The 19,075-nt window shown below is 74.2% G+C and carries 18 protein-coding genes and 1 pseudogene; 17 read left to right on the top strand and 2 right to left on the bottom strand.

Annotated features, from left to right (window positions below; all coding sequences use genetic code 11):
• The first annotated feature begins 1 nt into the window (after position 1).
• The 5 genes from pyrF (at position 2) to DEI99_RS09600 (ending at position 5,368) form a co-directional block, all read left to right on the top strand.
• Entirely contained in the window at positions 2-883 is an 882-nt protein-coding gene (gene pyrF, locus DEI99_RS09620; RefSeq protein ID WP_181434309.1) for an orotidine-5'-phosphate decarboxylase, read from the top strand.
• Entirely contained in the window at positions 880-1,803 is a 924-nt protein-coding gene (gene gmk, locus DEI99_RS09615; protein WP_111040526.1) for a guanylate kinase, read from the top strand. The genes pyrF and gmk overlap by 4 nt, the downstream gene beginning before the upstream one ends.
• 89 nt (positions 1,804-1,892) lie before the next feature.
• Positions 1,893-2,156, top strand: a complete 264-nt coding sequence (gene rpoZ / locus DEI99_RS09610) for a DNA-directed RNA polymerase subunit omega (RefSeq protein ID WP_017887186.1) — start codon at positions 1,893-1,895, stop codon at positions 2,154-2,156.
• A gap of 5 nt (positions 2,157-2,161) precedes the next feature.
• Entirely contained in the window at positions 2,162-3,376 is a 1,215-nt protein-coding gene (metK, locus tag DEI99_RS09605) for a methionine adenosyltransferase (RefSeq protein ID WP_111040525.1), read from the top strand.
• A gap of 9 nt (positions 3,377-3,385) precedes the next feature.
• The gene (locus DEI99_RS09600; protein WP_111040524.1) at positions 3,386-5,368 is read left to right on the top strand and encodes a primosomal protein N' family DNA-binding protein; all 1,983 of its coding nucleotides are present in this window, start codon (positions 3,386-3,388) and stop codon (positions 5,366-5,368) included.
• Between the two features lie 314 nt (positions 5,369-5,682).
• Here DEI99_RS09600 and DEI99_RS09595 read toward each other — a convergent pair whose 3' ends face one another.
• Entirely contained in the window at positions 5,683-6,138 is a 456-nt protein-coding gene (locus DEI99_RS09595; protein ID WP_181434308.1) for a DUF4383 domain-containing protein, read from the bottom strand.
• 162 nt (positions 6,139-6,300) lie between these two features.
• On the opposite strand from DEI99_RS09595, the gene DEI99_RS09590 reads away from it, so the two are divergent.
• From DEI99_RS09590 to DEI99_RS09580, 3 genes are all read left to right on the top strand, one after another.
• Entirely contained in the window at positions 6,301-9,270 is a 2,970-nt protein-coding gene (locus DEI99_RS09590; RefSeq protein ID WP_111040523.1) for a DEAD/DEAH box helicase family protein, read from the top strand.
• Positions 9,271-9,337: 67 nt separating this feature from the next.
• Positions 9,338-10,273: a methionyl-tRNA formyltransferase gene (locus DEI99_RS09585; protein WP_111040522.1), complete on the top strand. Its 936-nt coding sequence runs from the start codon at positions 9,338-9,340 to the stop codon at positions 10,271-10,273.
• Positions 10,270-11,835: an RsmB/NOP family class I SAM-dependent RNA methyltransferase gene (locus DEI99_RS09580; protein WP_258369159.1), complete on the top strand. Its 1,566-nt coding sequence runs from the start codon at positions 10,270-10,272 to the stop codon at positions 11,833-11,835. The genes DEI99_RS09585 and DEI99_RS09580 overlap by 4 nt, the downstream gene beginning before the upstream one ends.
• 72 nt (positions 11,836-11,907) lie before the next feature.
• Here the strand turns inward: DEI99_RS09580 and DEI99_RS09575 are convergent, their stop codons facing one another.
• Positions 11,908-12,561: an NAD(P)-dependent oxidoreductase gene (locus tag DEI99_RS09575; protein ID WP_111040521.1), complete on the bottom strand. Its 654-nt coding sequence runs from the start codon at positions 12,559-12,561 to the stop codon at positions 11,908-11,910.
• A 62-nt stretch (positions 12,562-12,623) separates the two neighbouring features.
• Between DEI99_RS09575 and DEI99_RS09570 the strand changes: the two genes are divergently transcribed.
• From DEI99_RS09570 to DEI99_RS09530, 9 genes and pseudogenes are all read left to right on the top strand, one after another.
• Positions 12,624-13,238 carry a TetR/AcrR family transcriptional regulator gene (locus DEI99_RS09570; protein ID WP_111040520.1) on the top strand — a complete coding sequence of 205 codons (615 nt, stop codon included), beginning with the start codon at positions 12,624-12,626 and terminating at the stop codon, positions 13,236-13,238.
• A 71-nt stretch (positions 13,239-13,309) separates the two neighbouring features.
• Positions 13,310-13,969 (top strand): ribulose-phosphate 3-epimerase, encoded by a 660-nt coding sequence (gene rpe / locus DEI99_RS09565; RefSeq protein WP_111040519.1) that lies wholly within the window; start codon positions 13,310-13,312, stop codon positions 13,967-13,969.
• Between the two features lie 101 nt (positions 13,970-14,070).
• Complete coding sequence (locus DEI99_RS09560) at positions 14,071-14,334, top strand: phosphoribosyl-ATP diphosphatase (protein WP_071256418.1); 264 nt, start codon at positions 14,071-14,073, stop codon at positions 14,332-14,334.
• Between the two features lie 46 nt (positions 14,335-14,380).
• Positions 14,381-15,220, top strand: a complete 840-nt coding sequence (hisG, locus tag DEI99_RS09555) for an ATP phosphoribosyltransferase (RefSeq protein WP_111040518.1) — start codon at positions 14,381-14,383, stop codon at positions 15,218-15,220.
• Between the two features lie 11 nt (positions 15,221-15,231).
• Positions 15,232-15,987 carry an imidazole glycerol phosphate synthase subunit HisF gene (hisF, locus tag DEI99_RS09550; protein ID WP_258369157.1) on the top strand — a complete coding sequence of 252 codons (756 nt, stop codon included), beginning with the start codon at positions 15,232-15,234 and terminating at the stop codon, positions 15,985-15,987.
• A gap of 77 nt (positions 15,988-16,064) precedes the next feature.
• A pseudogene (gene hisI, locus DEI99_RS09545) lies at positions 16,065-16,433 on the top strand (phosphoribosyl-AMP cyclohydrolase); the annotation flags it as partial.
• Positions 16,434-16,552: 119 nt separating this feature from the next.
• Positions 16,553-18,097, top strand: a complete 1,545-nt coding sequence (locus tag DEI99_RS09540) for an anthranilate synthase component I (protein ID WP_111040515.1) — start codon at positions 16,553-16,555, stop codon at positions 18,095-18,097.
• Entirely contained in the window at positions 18,094-18,834 is a 741-nt protein-coding gene (locus tag DEI99_RS09535; RefSeq protein ID WP_111040514.1) for a Trp biosynthesis-associated membrane protein, read from the top strand. The genes DEI99_RS09540 and DEI99_RS09535 overlap by 4 nt, the downstream gene beginning before the upstream one ends.
• Positions 18,831-19,070, top strand: a complete 240-nt coding sequence (locus DEI99_RS09530; protein ID WP_071255737.1) for an HGxxPAAW family protein — start codon at positions 18,831-18,833, stop codon at positions 19,068-19,070. The genes DEI99_RS09535 and DEI99_RS09530 overlap by 4 nt, the downstream gene beginning before the upstream one ends.
• Positions 19,071-19,075 lie beyond the last annotated feature (5 nt).

Genomic DNA, 19,075 nt, shown 5'->3' with positions numbered 1-19,075 from the left:
CGTGACCACCCGCACAGGAGGCCCGGCCCCCTTCGGCGACCGTCTCGCGGCCGCCATCGGGTCGCGTTCACCCCTCTGCGTCGGCATCGACCCCCACGCCGCCACCCTGGCGGCGTGGGGGCTCGGCCGCGACGAGCAGGGGTTGACCGCCTTCGGTGCTGCCCTGGTCGACGCGGCCGCCGGCCGCGCGGCGATCGTGAAGCCGCAGGTGGCCTTCTTCGAGGCGGCCGGGGTGGCGGGCTACCGCGCGCTCGACGCGACGATCCGTCGGGCACGCGATGTGGGCCTCCTGGTCGTCGCCGACGTGAAGCGGGGCGACATCGGGACCACCGGTGACGACTACGCGCTCGCGTGGCTCGACCGCGACGGGCCGTTCGCGGCCGACGCGATGACGGTGTCGCCGTACCTCGGCTACGGCTCGCTCGCCGGCACGGTGGCCGTGGCCCGCCGGAACGGTGCGGGCGTCTTCGTCCTCGCCGCGACGAGCAACCCCGAGGCCCGGGTGCTGCAGACCGCCGTGCTCGCCGAGGGGCCGCGCGCGGGCCGCAGCGTGGCTGCCGGTATCGTCTTGGACGTGGCAGACGACAACCGGACCGCGGGCGACCACGCCCTCGGGGACGTCGGGCTCGTGCTCGGCGCGACCCTTCACCTCGACGACTTCGGCATCGACGCGGACGCCATCGGCTCCGCGCCGGTGCTCGCCCCGGGCTTCGGTGCCCAGGGTGCACGCATCGAGGACCTCCGCGCGCTGTACGGCGCCCGCGCCGAGCAGGTGCTCGTGAGCGAGTCCCGCGGGCTGCTCACCGACGGGCCCGAGGGCGTCGCCGCGCTCGTCGCCGACCGTGCCGACCGGATCCGGGCCGCACTGGGGGCAGCCGCATGACGTCGGACCGCGACGACAAGCCCGCCCACCGCAACCCGCCCGAGGTCGACCGGGCCGCCGCCGCGCAGGCCGCGGTGGCGGCGCGACGCGCCCGGGCAGCGGTGAAGGCCGCGATCGCGTCGGGGGAGCGCTCCGCCCTCGAGGTCGCCCGGTCCGCGTGGTCCGACGAGCTCGTCGAGTCGACCTCGGCGGAACGCTCGCTGCGGGTCCGCGACCTGCTGACGAGCCTGTCCGGCATCGGGCCGGCGCGCGCCGAGACGGTCATGGGAGAGCTGCGCATCGCGCCGTCGAAGCGCCTCGGCGGACTCGGCTCCCGGCAGCGCACCGCCCTGGCGGACTGGCTCGCCGCACGCGGGCGCCGACGCGGTGCGTCGAAGCTCGTCGTGCTCGCCGGGCCGACCGCCGTGGGCAAGGGCACGGTCAGTGCCCACATCCGCGAGCAGTACCCGGACGTCGAGCTGAGCGTGTCCGCCACCACCCGGAAGCCCCGCCCCGGCGAGGTCGACGGGGTGCACTACTACTTCGTCGACGACGACGAGTTCGACCGGATGATCCGCGACCGCGAGCTGCTCGAGTGGGCCACGGTGCACAACTCGTACCGCTACGGCACCCCGCGGCCGCCGATCGACCGCGCGCTCGACGCCGGCGAGAAGGTCATGCTCGAGATCGACCTGCAGGGCGCGCGACAGGTCCGCGACGCGATGCCCGAGGCCGTCCTCGTGTTCCTGCTGCCCCCCACCTGGGACGAACTCGTGCGCCGGCTCATCGGCCGCGGGACCGAGTCGGCCGAGGAACAGGCCCGCCGTCTCGAGACCGCGAAGGTCGAACTGGCCGCACAGGACGAGTTCGACGTGCGGATCGTGAACTCGGATGTCAGCACGGCGGCACGCGAGGTCGTAGACTTGTTCTCTGCGCCCTGACGGGTGCACGGGTGCGCGTGCGTGCCGGGGCCCTCGCGGTCCGCGCGCAGGACACCCGCCCACGACATCCGCAGTCGACAGGAGACACCATGGCCAACCCCCAGGGCATCATCGACCCGCCCATCGACGACCTGCTCAGCAAGGTCGAGTCGAAGTACGCGCTGGTCATCTTCGCGTCGAAGCGTGCGCGGCAGATCAACGACTACTACGCCGACCTGCACGAGGGCTCGCTCTTCGACAACGTGGGCCCGCTCGTCGACTCGACGATCGACGACAAGCCGCTGTCCGTCGCGCTCCACGAGATCAACGAGGACAAGCTCACCGTCACCAAGCAGCAGCAGCCCACCGACTGATCCCGGTGACCAACGCTCCGCTGCGCCTCTTCACGTCCGAGTCGGTGACCGAGGGGCACCCCGACAAGATCTGCGACCAGATCTCGGACAGCATCCTCGACGCGCTGCTCGCGGTCGACCCGAACGCCCGGGTCGCCGTCGAGACGATGGTCACGACGGGCCTCGTGCACGTCGCCGGCGAGGTCACGACCTCGGGCTACGTCGAGATCCCCAAGCTCGTCCGCGACGTCATCACGGGCATCGGCTACAACTCGTCCGACGTCTCCTTCGACGGCCGCACCTGCGGCGTCGAGGTCTCGATCGGCGCGCAGTCGCCCGACATTGCGCAGGGCGTCGACGAGTCGCTCGACTCCCGCAGCGGCGCCGGTGTCGACCCGCTCGACCGCCAGGGTGCGGGTGACCAGGGCATCATGTTCGGCTTCGCCACGAACGAGACGCCCGAGTACATGCCGGTCGCGATCTGGCTGGCGCACCGGTTGGCCGAACGCCTCGCCGCCGTCCGCAAGTCCGGCGAGCTGCCGTTCCTGCGCCCCGACGGCAAGACCCAGGTCACCATCGGCTACGACGGCGTCGTGCCGAAGACCGTCGAGACCGTCGTGCTCTCCACGCAGCACGCCCCGACCGTCACGCTCGACCAGCTGACCGCCGACATCACCGAGCACGTCATCCGCCCGGTGCTCGACCTGGTCGACCTCGACTCGTCCCACGTCGACGTCATCGTCAACCCGACCGGCCGGTTCGAGATCGGCGGGCCCCAGGGCGACGCCGGTCTGACCGGACGCAAGGTCATCGTCGACACCTACGGCGGCGCCTCGCGGCACGGCGGTGGCGCGTTCAGCGGCAAGGACCCGTCGAAGGTCGACCGCTCGGCGGCCTACGCCCTGCGCTGGGTCGCGAAGAACGCCGTCGCGGCCGGCCTCGCGGACCGCCTCGAGGTGCAGGTCGCCTACGCCATCGGGCGCGCGAAGCCCGTCGGCCTGTACGTCGAGACCTTCGGCACCGGGCACGTCGACGACGCCACGATCGAGGCAGCGATCCGCCAGGTCTTCGACCTGCGTCCCGCCGCGATCATCCGCGACCTCGACCTGCTCAAGCCGCGCTACGCGCAGACCGCGACCTACGGCCACTTCGGTCGCGAGCTCCCCGGGTTCACCTGGGAGCAGCTCGACCGTGTCGAGGAACTCCGCGCCGCAGCAGGGCTCGTCACCGCCGCCGTCTGAGGCGACCGCGTGACCACCGTCGCGCGGGTCGTCCTCGACTCGCCGCTCCCGCAGTTGGACCGACTGTTCGACTACCGGGTGCCGGCCGAGCTCGAGGACGACTGCGTCGCGGGGGTCCGGGTGAAGGTGCCGCTGCGCACCGGCGCCCGGATGTCCGATGGGTACGTCGTCGAGATCGTCAGCGAAGGTGAGTACCCGGGCGAGCTCAGCCAGGTCGAGGCCGTCCTGTCCCCGGTGCCGGTCCTGGCGCCCGAGATCTGGACCCTCGCCCGCGCCGTGGCCGACCGCGCCGCCGGGGTCGCCTCGGACGTGCTCCGGCTCGCCGTCCCGACCCGTCAGGTCCGCGCCGAGAAGGCGTGGCTCGCCCGCGACACCACGTGGACACCACCCGCGGTCACCCCGCCAGCGGTCACCGGGTACACCGACGGCGTGCTCGAGGGCATCGTCGCCGAGCACGGCCGGGCCGCCGTCGCCGCGGTGCCGCACCCCGTCGCACTCGGTCCGGAGTCCGCACCCGTCTGGGTGCCCGGGTGGGCGGCGACGCTCGCACAGGCCGCCGCGCACGCCCTCGCCGCCGAGGAGTCGGCCGTCATCGCCGTCCCGGACTTCCGCGACGTCGGCGACCTCGAGCGCGCGCTGCTCGCCGTGCTCCCCGCCGAACGCGTCGTGCGGTTCGACGCGAAGCAGACGAACGGCCAGCGGGCGAAGGCCCTGCTGCAGGCCCGGTCGCACGCCGTCGTCGCGATCGGCAACCGCACCGCCGTGTACGCGCCGGCGACGACCCTCGGCCTCATCGCGATGTGGGACGACGGCGACGCCTCGTTCGCCGAGCCCCGGGCGCCGTACGTGCACACGCGGGACGTCGCCCTGGTGCGCGCGGCGCAGTCCGGGGCGGCGCTGCTGTTCCTGTCCCACGCCCGGAGCACCGACGTCCAGCGGCTCGTCGAACTGCACTGGCTGCAGGAGGTCACCCCGTACCGGGCGAAGACGCCGAAGGTGATCCCGACCCTGCAGCAGACCGGCGCCGACGGCTACGCGGCCCAGGCACGGATCCCGAGCTCGGCGTGGCGGGCCGCCCGCGAGGCGAGCCAGCACGGCCCCGTCCTGGTGCAGGTGGCGAGCCCGGGCTTCGGCACCGGCCTGGTCTGCGCGGAGTGCGGGGAGCGCGCGCACTGCCGGGTGTGCGGGGGACCGCTCGGCAGCCCGCACCGCGGTGCCACGCCGCAGTGCCGGTTCTGCGGCGCCCTCGCCGTGGGCTTCCGGTGCCCGACCTGTGGCAACGGCACGGTCAAGCCGGTCGGCCAGGGCGCCCAGCGCACCGCCGACGAGCTCGGCCGCGCCTTCCCCGGCACCCGGATCGTCGTGGCGGACGGCTCCCGACCGCTCGACGAGGTCCCCGCGAAGCCGTCCGTCGTGGTCGCGACCCGCGGGGCCGAACCGAGCGTCGCGGGCGGGTACGCCTGCGTGCTCCTGCTCGACGGCGAGAAGATGCTCGCGCGAGAGGGCCTGCGCGTGCAGGAGGACGTCCTGCGCTTCTGGACCGACGCCGCGGCGAAGGGCGCACCGGGCGCCGAGGTCTACCTGGTGGGAATCGGCGGCAAGCTCGCGACGGCGATGGCGCTGTGGCGGCTCGACGGACCCGCGCACGACGAGCTGACCGACCGGCGCGAGCTGCACTTCCCGCCCGCCGTCCGGGTGGCGACGCTGACCGGCACCGACCAGGCGGTCACCGCAGCGGTCGAGGCGCTCGAGGGGCTCACCGCCGGTCCGGTCCTCGGGCCGGTGCCCGTCGAGGACGACGCCCTGCCGGGCTCGGTCCGGGTGATCGTGCGGTTCCCGTACGCGCACGGCGCCGAGGTCGCGGCGACGCTCAAGGCCGAGGTCATCCGCCGGTCGTCGACCCGGCGGGTGCTGCCCGGCGGCAACCGCCGACGTGCCGCGCCGGCGCTGCGGGCCCGGCTCGACGACGCGGAGCCGTTCACCGAGGTCTGACGCGCGCGGACGCGCTGCTCGGGGTGGGCGCTGTCGATCGACGACATCGACGTCGTGCGACAGCGATCACGTCGTGGAGCGTCGGCGCCGAGGCGGTGCCGGCGGCGCCCACGCCGGGCGTCGACGTCGTGCGACGACACCGACGTCGTGCGACAGCGATCACGTCGTGGAGCGTCGGCGCCGAGGCCGTGCCGCCGGCGCACGCCCCGCCCCACCGGCACCGTCGCCGGGCCCCGGACACACCACGACCCCGGACACACCACGACCCCGGAGCGCGCGCCCCGGGGTCGTGTCGTTCGGTCGGCCGTCGGCCGTCAGGCGCCGACCGGGCGCTGCCGCATGCGCGGGAACACGATACCGAGCGCGACCATGCCGACGGCGAGCACGAGGTGCAGCCAGTTGTCGGCGTTGTTGAGCGGCACGAAGTTCGCACCGGAGGAGTGGCCGGCGGTGAAGAGCCCGTAGATCCAGAGCACGAAGTAGACGATCCCGCCGATCACCAGGTACATGCGCGAGCCGGAGGCGCGACCGGCGGCCGCCAGCCCGACGACCCCGAACAGCAGGTGCACGATGTTGTGCAGCACCGAGACCTGGAAGATCCCGAGCAGCATCGCCATCGAGTCGTGGCCGGCGCCCGCGAGCGACCCGGAGGTCAGGCCGGGCACGAAGCCGGCGATCCCGACGAGCAGGAACACGATGCCGACGACGAGCGCGACCTTCTGGATGCTCGAGCCGGCGTATCGGTTGGTGGACGTGGTGACATCGGACATGGTCGTCTCCCTGATCGTGGTGGGTGCGACCGTACTCACCTCGCTCACAGCCGGTTCGCGGTCGATCCGCAGAACGCGCACGCGGGACGACCGACCGCCGACCGGATGCGGTGTCCCGGGGCCGCGCGGGGAGTCCGGCGCGACCCGTGGGAGACTCGGGGAGTGACGACGGGGGAACGGCGCGGTCCGCTCACGGGCTGGCGCTACCGGGGGACGCTGCGGCGCTACCAGGCGGACGTGCTCGAGCGGGTGCCGGTCGTGCCGGGCGACCCCGTGCACGTGGTCGCACCGCCGGGGTCGGGCAAGACCCTGCTCGGTCTCCTGCTCGCCGGACGGCACGGGGCGCGGGCCGTCGCACTCGCTCCGACCGCGACGATCCGCGCCCAGTGGGCCGCATCGGCGGCCGCCCTCGACACCTCCGACGGCAGCCGGTCGGTCTCGGTGTCCGAGGACCCCGCACGCCTCGGGGACCTGACCGCGCTGACCTACCAGATGCTCTCGGTGCTCGAGACGGGGAACCCGCTCACGGACGTCGCCGCCGCGGACTGGCGCCGCGAACTCGTCGAGGGCGGCCGGGACGAACAGGCTGCGGCGGTGTGGCTCGCCGACCTCGAGACCGCGAACCCGACGGCGTACCGGACGGGCATCGCGCGGCGCTCCCGCGCCGTCCGCCGACGACTCGCCCGCGAGGACCCCGCGCTCCTCGAGGCCGCCCTCCACCCGAACGCGCGCGCCCTCGTCGACCGCCTCGTCGCGCACGGTGTCGAGACGATCGTCCTCGACGAGTGCCACCACCTGCTCGACCACTGGGCGCTGGTCGTCGCGTACCTGGCGGCACGCATCCGGGAGTCGGGCCGTGAGCCCCTGCTCATCGGACTCACCGCGACCCTGCCGTCCACCGACGACCGGGACGCGCACGACAACTACACCGCGCTGCTCGGGGACGTCGACCACGAGGTCCCCACCCCGGCCGTGGTGAAGGAGGGCAACCTCGCCCCGTACCGCGACCACGTCTGGTTCGTCGAACCCAGCGCCGAGGAACGCGCGTTCCTCCGCGACCACGAGGAACGGCTCGAAGCGCTCGTGGGCACGACGTTCGACGATCCCGACGGCGCCGACTGGCTCGTGCACACCCTGCAACCGTCGGCCGACGACCCCGAGGGCGACGGAGGACGTCCCGGGCAGGCGTCGCCGGAGGCACGACTCGCCCGCGCGTTCGACGCCGACTTCGCGGTCGCCGAGTCCGCTGCGCGCATGCTCGCCGAGGTTCGACCCGGTCACCCGCTCCTCGCCCTCGTGCACCCCGGTGCCCGGACCGCTCCCGACGCGGAGCAGCGCCTCCGGCTCCTCGCCCGGTACGCACTCGACCGGCTCCTGCCCGACCCCGAACGGGCCGAACAGTGGCAGCGCATCAAGCGGTCCATCGTCGACTTCGGGTTCACCCTGACGGACCGCGGGGTGCGTCGCGGTCGCGACCCGGTGGACACCGTGCTCGCGTCGTCGTCCGCGAAGGACGGCGCCGTCGCGGAGATCCTCCGACTCGAACTCGCACAGGACGCCGCGGACCACCTCCGTGCCGTCGTCGTCACCGACCACGCCACGCACGGGAACGCCCGTGGCAGCGGACGCCGCGGCGCCGGTGCGCTCCGGACGTTCGGCACCGTCGTCGCCGACCCGACCACCGCCGCACTCCGGCCCGTGCTCGTCACCGCGGAGCACCTCCGCATCGCCGCCCGCGACGCCGACCTCCTCCTGCCCGCCCTGCGACGCCTGCTCGACGCCGAGCTGGTCGCCTCGCCGTCGGCGGACGGACCCGACGTCCTCGAGGTCGACACCGGCGGCACCGGTTCGGCCGCGGTCGTCGCCGGTGTCTCGGCCCTGCTCACGGACGGCACGACCCGCCTGGTGGTCGGGACGCGCGGACTGCTCGGAGAGGGCTGGGACTGCCCCGCGGCGAACACCCTGATCGACCTCACCGCCGTGGCGACCTCGTCCGCCACGCAGCAGCTCCGCGGTCGCACCCTCCGGCTCGACCCGGCCTGGCCCCGCAAGGTGGCCCACAACTGGACCGTCACCGCGGTCCTGCCCGCCGACGTCCCGCTCCTCGCCGCGCCGGACGTCAGTCGGATGCACCGCAAGCACCAGCAGATCTGGGGACTCCTCCGCGAGGACGACGCCCAGGTCGTCCGGGGAGTCGGGACCGCACTCTCCGACGTGCAGGCCCGCCGACTCGTCGCACTCGTCGGCAAGGACCGGCGGCAGACCGTCCGGGCACTCGACGACGACGTCGCGGCTGCCCTCCCGCCCCGCGAGCAGACCCGTCGGGCCTGGCGCATCGGTGAACCGTACGCCGACCGGGAGAGCACCGCCACCGTCCTCCGCGAGCCGGACGTGGCTCCCTTCACCACCGGGCCCACCGCGGCCGCCGTGATGAGCGCGGTCCTGGCGCTCGTGCTCGCCGTCGTGGGCCAGTCGCTGCGCGTCCTCGTGGAACTGTGGCGCGGCGGTGCCGTCCTCGGCGCCGTCGGGACCGTGGCCGTCGTGGTCGTCGCGATCGCGGTCGCCTGGCCCGTCGCGCGCCAGTTGGGCACCGCGCTCCGGCAGCGGCTCGACACCGCCCTCGGGTACCGACGTGCCGTCCGGGTCGTGCTGGACGGCCTGCACCGTGCCGGACGCGTCCCCGCGTACGGGGACGGCGACATCAGGGTCACCCCGACCGTGGCCGGCGGAGTGCCGGTGGCGTTCACCATGGAGGCCGTCGGCGGCACGGTCGCAGACCGCCGCACGGTGACCACCGCGCTCGCGGAGCTGTTCGGTCCGGTCCGGACGCCGCGGTTCCTGCTCGAGACCGGACGCGGGGACCGCGCGCGACTCCGACGGGCGCCGTTGCTCACGCTCGCGCTCTGGGCGGCTCAGACGCTCACCCGTCGCAGCCGCTGCCTGGCGGTCCCCACCGGCATCGGTCGGCGGCGGGAGGACGCCGAGGCGTTCGCCGCCGACTGGGCACGTTCCGTCGGTCCGTGTCGCCTCCACGAGGTCGACTCGCCGGAGTCGCTCGTGCTGCTGCTGCGCGCTCGTCGCGACTCCGGGGCGACGAGGACGCCCCCGTCCCTGCGGGACCAGTGGTCCTGACGACGGGTCCGTGCCGGCCGCCCGCGCGGGGACGGTCGGTCCGTGCGCACGTGGGACGATGGACCCCATGCGTCTCGTCGTCGCCGGCAGCCCCGCTGCGGCCGTCCCCACCCTCCGTCGCCTCGCGGCGTCCGACCACGAGATCGCCGCGGTCCTCACCCGTCCGCCGACACCGCAGGGGCGCAAGCGGGTCCTGACGCCGACGCCGGTGGCACAGGCCGCGGCGGAGCTCGGACTGCCGGTCATCGAGGCGGTCCGGGTCGACGAGGGGGTCACCGCGGAGCTGGTCGCCCTCGACGTCGACCTCGGCGTCATCGTCGCCTACGGCGCGCTGCTCCGCCGGCCGGCCCTCGACGCGCCCCGGCACGGCTGGGTGAACCTGCACTTCTCCGACCTCCCCGCGTACCGCGGTGCGGCGCCCGTGCAGCGCGCCGTCATGGCGGGCGATGCCCGGACCGCCGCGACGGTGTTCCAGCTCGTCGAGGAGCTCGACGCCGGCCCCGTGTACGCGTCCGACCCGTTCGACATCGACCCGGAGGCGACCTCCGGCGAGGTCCTCGCCGCCATGGCCGAGTCCGGCGCCGAGACCGTCGCCCGGGTGGTCGACGGCATCGCCGCCGGCACCGCGGAGGCGACCGAGCAGACGGGGACGCCGACCCTGGCTCCGAAGACCACCATCGAGGACGGCCGCATCGACTTCGATGCCCCCGCCGCGGTCGTGCACGCACGCCTGCGCGGGGTCACACCCGAGCCCGGCGCGTACGCCCACCTCGGCGAGACCCGGGTGAAGCTGCTCCGCAGCAACCGGCTGACGGGAGGCACGGGGGACCCCGCCCCGCAGCTCGCGCCCGGTGCGCTGGCACTCCACGGCGGCCGGCTGCTGGTCGGGACCGCCGACACCCCGCTGGCGCTGCTCGAGGTGCAGCCGGCCGGCAAGAAGGCGATGGACGCCGCCGCCTGGGCCCGCGGCCTGGGCGAACTGGACGGGAAGGTCCTCGCATGAGCCAGCCGACGAACACCCGGGGCGTCCGCCGCGGCCCGCGCCCCGCGAACGCCCGACGTGTCGCGTTCGACGTGCTCCGTGCCGTGCAGGTCGACGACGCGTACGCGAACCTGCTGCTGCCGACGCGGATCCGCCGCGCCGGCCTGTCCGCCCGCGACGCCGGGTTCGCGACCGAGCTGACCTACGGGTCGATCCGGATGCTCGGCCGCTACGACGTCGTCATCGCGCTCGCGTCCGGCCGCCGTGCGGAGAACATCGAGGCCGACGTGCTCGACGTGCTGCGGCTCGGTGCCCACCAGCTGCTCGCGATGCGGACCCCGACGCACGCCGCGGTCGACGCCACGGTCGAGCTCGCGCGCGAGGTCGGCGCCCGCCGTGCGACCGGCTTCGTGAACGCCGTGATGCGGAAGATCGCCGCGCGGTCCGACGACGAGTGGGACGCCCTCATCACCGAGGGGCGCGGCGGCGACGCCCTGCTCGCCACACGGTGGTCGCACCCGACGTGGGTCGTCTCGGCGCTGCGCGACGCCCTGGCCGCCGAGCGCTCCCGCGACGAGCTCGCCGCCCTGCTCGCGGCGGACAACGCCGCGCCGCGGGTCCAGCTCGCGGCGCTGCCCGGACTCGCCACCGACGAGGACGTCGCCGCCGCCACCGCGCGCACCGCGACGGACGCCGACGACGCCGCGTTCGCCGACGCGACCGGCGCGGCGGACGCCCCGGCGGCCCTGGTGGCGGCCGACGACGAACCGGAGGCCGACGGGGCGACCGGCACCGTGCCTCCCGTCCGGACCGTCGACCCGGTGCCGGAGGCCGACGCGTCACCGGTGTCACCCGTCGGCATCCGGGGCGTCTCCGGCGACCCGGCCCGCGTGCCGGGCGTCGCCGCTGGTCGCCTGCGCGTGCAGGACGAGGGATCGCAGCTCGCCGCGCTGGCGCTCAGCCGCTCGTCCGCGGTGCGCGCGGGGGAGCGGTGGCTCGACATGTGCGCCGGCCCCGGCGGGAAGGCGGCGCTGCTCGCGGCCGAGGCCCAGCAGGGCGGCGCGACCCTCGTCGCGAACGAACTCGTGCCGGCGCGTGCCGGCCTCGTGCGGAACGCGCTCGGCGTGTTCGGCGACCACGTGCGCGTCGTCGAGGGCGACGCCCGGCGGTACGGGCGGGACGGCACCGGGCTCACCTTCGACCGCATCCTGCTCGACGCGCCCTGCACCGGGCTCGGCGCCCTGCGGCGTCGGCCGGAGGCGCGCTGGCGGAAGGCACCGGAGGACGTCCAGGAGCTCGCGGCCCTGCAGTCCGAGCTGCTCGACGCGGCCGTCCGGGTCCTGGCGCCGGGCGGGACGCTCGCCTACGTGACCTGCTCGCCGCACCTGGCCGAGACCCGGGGGCAGGTCGACGCGCTCATGCGGCGGCACGGTGACCTGCTCGAACAGCTCGACACGGCGTCGGTCGTCCGGGGCGTCGCCGCCCGCGACCCTCGGGTGGCGGACGGCGACACCGTGCAGCTCTGGCCGCACCGCGTGGGGACGGACGCGATGTTCATCGCGCTGTTCCGCCGCGTCGGCTGACCACCGCGTCGACTGACCACCGCGCCGACTGACCACCGTGCCGACTGACCACCGCGCCGACCGGGACCGGGCTCAGCGCGACCGTCGGTAGGCACTGCCGTCGCACGTGTGCACGGCCGTGTCGTCGAACAGCGTGCGCAGGTTGTACGCGGCGCAGTCCCGGAAGGTGCCGATGCTGATCCACCGCGCCGAGCGGCGCAGCTCGCCCTTGGAGGGGCCGTCCGAGCCGATGCCGGCGCGGTGGACCGTCCAGGCGATGTCCTGCGCCTCGGCGTCGAGGTAGCGCATCACCGACTCGTTGTCCGCGTGCTGCCCGAGGTACTCCCGCGCGAGCGTCGACCGGACGAGGCGGAGCACCGGCGCGAGCCGCTTGCCGGGAGGCGCGCTCAGCCCACCGGCCTGGTACAGCAGCCGCCGCGTGCCGCTCCGGCGCATGGCCGGCACGAGCGTGCGGACGAACGCGGTGTTGACCGGTCGCTCGCGCTGCGCGGCGACGTCCCCGAGCATCACGACCACGCCCGTCACGCCGTCGAGCAGCGCGTCGAGGTCGAGGCCGTCGGTGACCGAGCCCTGCACGACCTGCAGGTCGGCGTGCTGGACCGTCAGCTTCGACGGTGTCCGGACGACGGCGCGGACGCGGTGTCCGGCGTCGAGTGCGAGGCGGGTGAAATGCTGGCCGGTCTGGCCGGTGGCGCCGAGGACGAGCAGGTGCTCTCGAGATGTCATGCGCCCAATCTAGGCACTGACTAGAAAATAGGCAATGCCTAGTACCGCGGTAGGCTCTCCCCATGCCGGAGCGTCCCTTCCACCACGGGAACCTGCGGGCCGTGCTGCTCGACGAGGCCGTCCAGGTCCTGCGCGAGGACGGCGTCGACGGGTTGTCCCTCCGCGACCTGGCGCGCCGCGCCGGGGTCAGCCACGGTGCGCCGCGGAGCCACTTCGTCGACCGCCAGGCCCTGCTCGACGCCCTCGCCGTGCTCGGCTTCGAGCGACTGACCACCGCGGTGCGCCGGGCACTCTCCGGCTCGGGCGACCTCGACGAGCGGTTCCGCCGGGTCGCCCTGGCGTACGTCGACTTCGCAGTCGACGACGCGGCGCTCATGGACCTCATGTTCCAGGCGTCGACGACCGGCCGGTCCGGGTCCGTGCGGACCGCTGCCGAGTCGCTGTTCGCCGTGCTCGACGGTGCGCTCGGCACCGCACCGGTCGAGCCCGGCGACGACCCCCGGACCACGTTCAAGCTCCTGTTCGCCGCGACCATGCAGGGGATCGCGGCCCTCGTCGTGTCGCGCCGGATCGACCGCCCCCAGGGCGAGTGGCTCGTCGAAGCAGCACTCGGGACGATGCTCCGGTCCGACCTCGGCACGCGCGCCCTCGGCACGCGCGCCCTCGGCACCGGCTGAGTCCGCCCGGAACGGTGTGGCGGGCACCGGTGCGGGGCGGCCGGGCAGGCGCACGCCGGTAGGCTCGACGCGTGACGATCCGCATCTCGCCGAGCATCCTGTCCGCCGACTTCGCGAACCTCGAGCGGGAGCTGCACCGCATCGAGACCGCCGACCTGGTGCACGTCGACGTGATGGACAACCACTTCGTGCCGAACCTGACCCTCGGGCTGCCGATCGTGCAGCGCCTGCAGCAGGTGTCGCCGGTGCCGCTCGACGTCCACCTCATGATCACCGACGCCGACACCGAGGCCCCGAAGTACGCCGAGACCGGTGCGTCGAGCGTCACGTTCCACTTCGAGGCCGCCGACGACCCGGTGGCCACCGCCGCCGCGATCCGCTCGAACGGAGCCCGCGCCGCCGTCGCCGTCAAGCCCGGCACCCCGATCACCCCGGTGCTGCACCACCTCGACGCCTACGACATGATCCTGCTCATGACCGTCGAGCCGGGCTTCGGTGGCCAGTCGTTCATGCCCTCCGTGATGCCGAAGCTCGCCGACGCGCGCGCCGCCGTCGACGCCTCCGGGCTCGACGTCTGGCTCGAGGTGGACGGCGGCATCGCCGTCGACACCGTCGCCGAGGCCGTCCGCAGCGGCGCGGACACGCTCGTGGCCGGCTCGGCCGTCTACGGCGGCGAGCCCGCTGCGCGCATCGCCGACCTGCGTGCGGCGGCCGCCGCGGCCCGCTCGTGACCGGGGGAGCGCCGGGCGCGACCGGACCCGCGGAGCCGCTCCGGGCCTCCCGTCCGGACGGTGCGTCGGCCGGGACCGCGGAGACCGGTAGCCTGGTCGGCGTGAAGACGTTCGACGACCTGTTCGCGGAGCTGACCGAGAAGGCGCGCACGCGCCCGGACGGCTCCGGCACCGTCGCCGAACTGGATGCCGGCGTGCACCAGATCGGCAAGAAGATCGTGGAAGAGGCCGCCGAGGTCTGGATGGCGGCCGAGTACGAGGGTGACGAGCGCACCTCGGAGGAGATCTCCCAGCTGATCTACCACCTCCAGGTGCTCATGGTCGCCAAGGGGCTCACCCCGGCGGACGTCTGGCGACATCTCTGATCCGCTGATCAGCCGCCGACACCCCTCCCAGAAAGCAGACCCCCTGATGCTCCGCATCGCCGTGCCCAACAAGGGCTCCCTGTCCGAGACCGCCTCCGAGATGCTCCGCGAGGCCGGGTACGCCGGCCGCCGCGACCCGAAGGCGCTGCACCTGCTCGACGAGCGCAACGGGGTGGAGTTCTTCTTCCTCCGACCGCGCGACATCGCCACCTACGTGGGGTCGGGCGCGCTCGACGTCGGCATCACCGGCCGTGACCTGCTGCTCGACTCCGGGTCCGAGGCGCACGAGGTCGACGCGCTCGGCTTCGCCGACTCGACCTTCCGCTTCGCCGGCACGCCCGGGCGCTTCGGGTCGCTGCAGGACCTCGACGGCGTCCGGGTCGCCACGAGCTACCCCGGCCTGGTCGGCGCGTTCCTCGCCGAGCACGGGGTGACCGCGACGCTCGTGAAGCTCGACGGTGCCGTCGAGAGCGCCGTCCGCCTCGGGGTCGCCGACGCCGTCGCCGACGTCGTGTCCACGGGCAGCACGCTCCGCCAGGCCGGGCTCGAGATCTTCGGCCCGGTGATCCTCGAGTCGACGGCGGTGCTCGTCTCCACCGACGAGACCATCCCCGGCGTCGACGTCCTGCGCCGACGCCTGCAGGGCGTCCTCGTCGCCCGCGGCTACGTCATGCTCGACTACGATGTCCCCACGGCCCTGCTCGAGCAGGCCACCGCGCTCGCCTCCGGCATCGAGTCGCCGACCGTGTCGCCGCTGCACGACCGTGACTGGGCCGCCGTCCGGGTGATGATCCCGCGCGACGACGCGAACCTCATCATGGACGCGCTCTGGGACCTCGGCGCCCGGGCGATCCTCGTCAGCCCGATCCACGCCGCACGCCTGTGACCGCCGGTGGCGTGTCGGTCCGGGTCATCCCGTGCCTCGACGTCCAGGGCGGGCGGGTCGTCAAGGGCGTCAACTTCCTGGACCTGCAGGACGCCGGTGACCCCGTCGAGCTCGCGGCCCGGTACTACGAGCAGGGTGCCGACGAGCTGACCTTCCTGGACGTCGGCGCCACGGTCGAGAACCGGGCGACGATGTACGACACCGTGACCCGGACCGCCGAGCAGGTCTTCATCCCGCTCACCGTCGGCGGCGGTGTCCGCAGCGTCGACGACGTCTCGCGGCTGCAGCAGTGCGGGGCCGACAAGATCGGTGTGAACAGCGCGGCCATCGCCCGGCACGAGCTCGTCGGCGAGATCGCCGACCGGTTCGGCGCGCAGGCCGTCGTGCTCTCGCTCGACGTCAAGCGCTCCGACCGCATGCCCTCGGGCTTCGTCGTCACCACGCACGGCGGCCGGACCGAGTCCGACCTCGACGCCGTCGCGTGGGCACGCGAGGCCGTCGAGCGCGGCGCCGGGGAACTGCTCGTCAACTCCATCGACGCCGACGGCACGAAGAACGGGTTCGACCTCGACCTCGTGGCCGCGGTGCGCGCCGTCTCGTCCGTCCCGGTGATCGCCTCGGGAGGCGCGGGTCGCGTCGAGCACTTCGCCCCGGCCGTCGACGCGGGTGCGGACGCAGTCCTCGCCGCGTCCGTCTTCCACCGTGGCGAGATGACGGTCGGCGACGTCAAGGCCGCGCTCCGCGCGACCGGCCACGCCGTCCGCTGACGCGGCCGCGGGCCGCCCGTCGCGGTTCTCCACACCCCCACTGCCCGCGTCCCGGCACGCCGTAGGCTAGGAGCCTCATGACCGACAGCACCAGCACCGACACCGACGCGGTCCTCGACCGTGCACGCTTCGGAGCCGACGGGCTGCTCCCCGCCATCGTGCAGGAGGAATCGTCGAAGGACGTCCTCATGCTCGGCTGGATGGACCGGGAAGCGCTCCGACGCACCCTGACCGAGGGGCGCGTGACGTTCTGGTCCCGGTCGCGGAACGAGTACTGGCGCAAGGGCGACACCTCCGGGCACGCCCAGTACGTGCGGGGCGCGGCGCTCGACTGCGACGACGACACCCTGCTCGTCACCGTCCAGCAGGTCGGGGCCGCCTGCCACACCGGTGCGCACCGGTGCTTCGACGTCGACCCGCTCACGCCGGTGACGGCGTCCGCGCCGTCGTCCGCCGGGTCGTCGGATGCTGCCGGGACCGCCGGTGCGGGCGCCGCCGGGTCCGCCGGCGCGGATGCCGCCGGGTCCGCCGGCGCGGACGCGGACGCTGCTGTCGAGGTGACCCGGTGACCGCCGCGACCGTCTCCGACCAGCCGCACACGACCTCCCGGCCGGAGTTCGACGCCCTGCTCGGCGACCACCGGGTCGTGCCGGTGGTGCGTGCGCTCTACGCCGACAGCGAGACGCCGGTCGGTGTCTACCGGAAGCTGGCCGACGGCCGCCCCGGCTCGTTCCTGCTCGAGTCCGCCGGACAGGGCGGCCTGTGGTCGCGCTGGTCGTTCGTCGGCGTGCGCAGCTTCGGCGTGCTGACGCAGGACGGCGAGCGTGCCGCCTGGATCGACACCGGCATCGACGCCGCCCGCGCCGTCGGGTCCCTCGAGGGCCAGCCGCTCGAGGTCCTCGCGCGGCTGCACGAGCGCTGGGCGACGCCGCGCGTCCCCGGCACGCCGCCGCTCGTCGGCGGCACCGTCGGCTTCATCGGCTGGGAGGCCGTCCGACAGCTCGAGCACCTGCCGAACGTCCCGCCGTCGGACTTCGACGTCCCCGGGCAGGCACTGTCCTTCGTGTCCGAACTCGCCGCGCTCGACCACCGCACCGGGCTGGTGCTGCTCGTCGCGAGCGCCCTGAACGACGGCGTCGACGACCCCGACACGCTGTGGCGCGACGCGCAGGCCCGGCTCGACCGCATGCAGGCCGACCTCGTGCAGCCCTCGGTGGCGACCGTGGCCGAGGCCTTCGACATCGCCGAGCCGAGCCCCGTGCACCGGTCGACGCCGGACGAGTACATGGCCTCGGTCCTGCGTTCGAAGGACTTCATCCGCGACGGCGACGTCTTCCAGGTCGTCATCTCGCAGCGGTTCGACCACGAGGTGACCGCCGACCCGCTCGACGTCTACCGCGTGCTCCGGACGCTCAACCCGAGTCCGTACATGTACTTCCTCGCACTCGCGGACACCGCCGACGAGCGCTCCTGGATCGTCGGCGCCTCACCGGAGGCCCTGGTCAAGGTGCAGGGCGGCCGGGCCATCACCCACCCGATCGCCGGGTCGCGCCCGCGCGGGGCGACCCCCGAGCAGGACGTCCGCCTGGGCGAGGACCTGCTCGGCGACCCGAAGGAGCGCGCCGAGCACCTGATGCTCGTCGACCTGGCCCGCAACGACCTGCAGAAGGTCTGCCAGCCCGGGTCCGTCGCGGTCACCGAGTTCATGACCGTCGAGCGGTTCAGCCACATCATGCACCTGGTGTCGAGCGTCGAGGGCGCGGTGCGTCCGGAAGCGTCGGCGATCGACGTGTTCCGCGCGACGTTCCCGGCCGGCACGCTCTCGGGGGCACCGAAGCCGCGCGCGCTCGAGATCATCGACGAGCTCGAACCCGCCGGCCGCGGCGCGTACGCCGGGGTCGTCGGCTACTTCGACTTCGCCGGCGACGCCGACCTCGCCATCGCCATCCGCACCGCCCTCATCAAGGACGGCGTCGCCCGCGTGCAGGCCGGTGCCGGTCTCGTCGCGGACTCGGACCCCGAGACCGAGCACGTCGAGGCCGTGAACAAGGCCGCCGCCCCGCTCCGCGCGGTCGCCACCGCGAACCGGATGCGCGAGGTGCGCGCATGAGGCGTTCCCGTCCGATCGTCGTCGTCGCCGGGCTCCTGGTGGCCGGCGTCGTCATGCTGGCCTGGACCCAGACGTGGTTCACCGTCCACCTGCACGCGGGCGACGCCGTCACCGGCACGGTCGACGCCGACGGTGCGGCCGTGGTGCCCTCGTACACGGCGTTGGCGATCGCGAGCCTGGCGCTGTTCCTCGCGATGACCATCGCCGGACGGGTGCTGCGCGTCGTCCTCGCCCTCGTCGAGGTCCTGCTCGGCCTCGGTGTCGTCGTCAGCGGCGTCAGCGCCCTGCGCGACCCGGTCGCGGCCGCCCGCGGAGCGATCGGCCAGGTCGCCGGGGTGAGCGACCTCGGGGCCGTGCGCCGCGTGGTGACCGAGGTCGACGTGACCCCGTGGCCCGTCGTCGGCATCGTCGGCGGGGTGCTCGCGATGGCGCTCGGCGTCGTCGCTGTGGTCGTGCAGCGCTCCTGGCCGGGTCCGAGCCGCAAGTACGGCGCGGCGACGGCCGGCGCTGCCGCGGACGCCCGCGCGTCGGCGCCGGTCGAACGCGACGCCGTCGTCGACTGGGACGACCTCAGTGCCGGTGTGGACCCGACGACGCTCGACGGGACGGCCGCCGCCGCCGCGGACGACCAGGGCGGCACGGGCGGCGCGGTCGCCGGTCCCGTCGGGGACGACACGGTAGGATCGACACGGCGTCGCTCGGACGACGACGCCGGAGCAGAACGAGGAGCACCGTGAGCAACACCGAACCCGCAGAACTCGGCGAAGGCCACTCGCCGGCAGCCTGGACCGCCGTCGTCATCATGCTGATCGGCTTCGCTGCGGGCACGTTGTTCTTCTGGTTCGACATGCCCTGGGGTGTGTGGGCGTCCGCCGCCGTCGTGCTCATCGGCCTCATCGTCGGTGGCGTCATGAAGAAGGCCGGCTACGGCGTCGACGGCCCGAAGTTCGTCCCCAAGCACCACGGCGAGTAGGAACC

The organism is Curtobacterium sp. MCLR17_036, from assembly GCF_003234445.2.
GTDB lineage: Bacteria > Actinomycetota > Actinomycetes > Actinomycetales > Microbacteriaceae > Curtobacterium.
Note: the sequence above shows the minus strand (reverse complement) of the source record. Positions and strands in the feature narration are given on the sequence as shown.

Coding starts and splice junctions, on each gene's coding strand:
- gmk (WP_111040526.1), top strand. CDS start 880: ATGACGTCGGACCGCGACGACAAGCCCGCCCACCGCAACCCGCCCGAG.
- rpoZ (WP_017887186.1), top strand. CDS start 1,893: ATGGCCAACCCCCAGGGCATCATCGACCCGCCCATCGACGACCTGCTC.
- DEI99_RS09595 (WP_181434308.1), bottom strand. CDS start 6,138: ATGTCCGATGTCACCACGTCCACCAACCGATACGCCGGCTCGAGCATC.
- DEI99_RS09585 (WP_111040522.1), top strand. CDS start 9,338: ATGCGTCTCGTCGTCGCCGGCAGCCCCGCTGCGGCCGTCCCCACCCTC.
- DEI99_RS09580 (WP_258369159.1), top strand. CDS start 10,270: ATGAGCCAGCCGACGAACACCCGGGGCGTCCGCCGCGGCCCGCGCCCC.
- DEI99_RS09575 (WP_111040521.1), bottom strand. CDS start 12,561: ATGACATCTCGAGAGCACCTGCTCGTCCTCGGCGCCACCGGCCAGACC.
- DEI99_RS09570 (WP_111040520.1), top strand. CDS start 12,624: ATGCCGGAGCGTCCCTTCCACCACGGGAACCTGCGGGCCGTGCTGCTC.
- hisG (WP_111040518.1), top strand. CDS start 14,381: ATGCTCCGCATCGCCGTGCCCAACAAGGGCTCCCTGTCCGAGACCGCC.
- DEI99_RS09535 (WP_111040514.1), top strand. CDS start 18,094: ATGAGGCGTTCCCGTCCGATCGTCGTCGTCGCCGGGCTCCTGGTGGCC.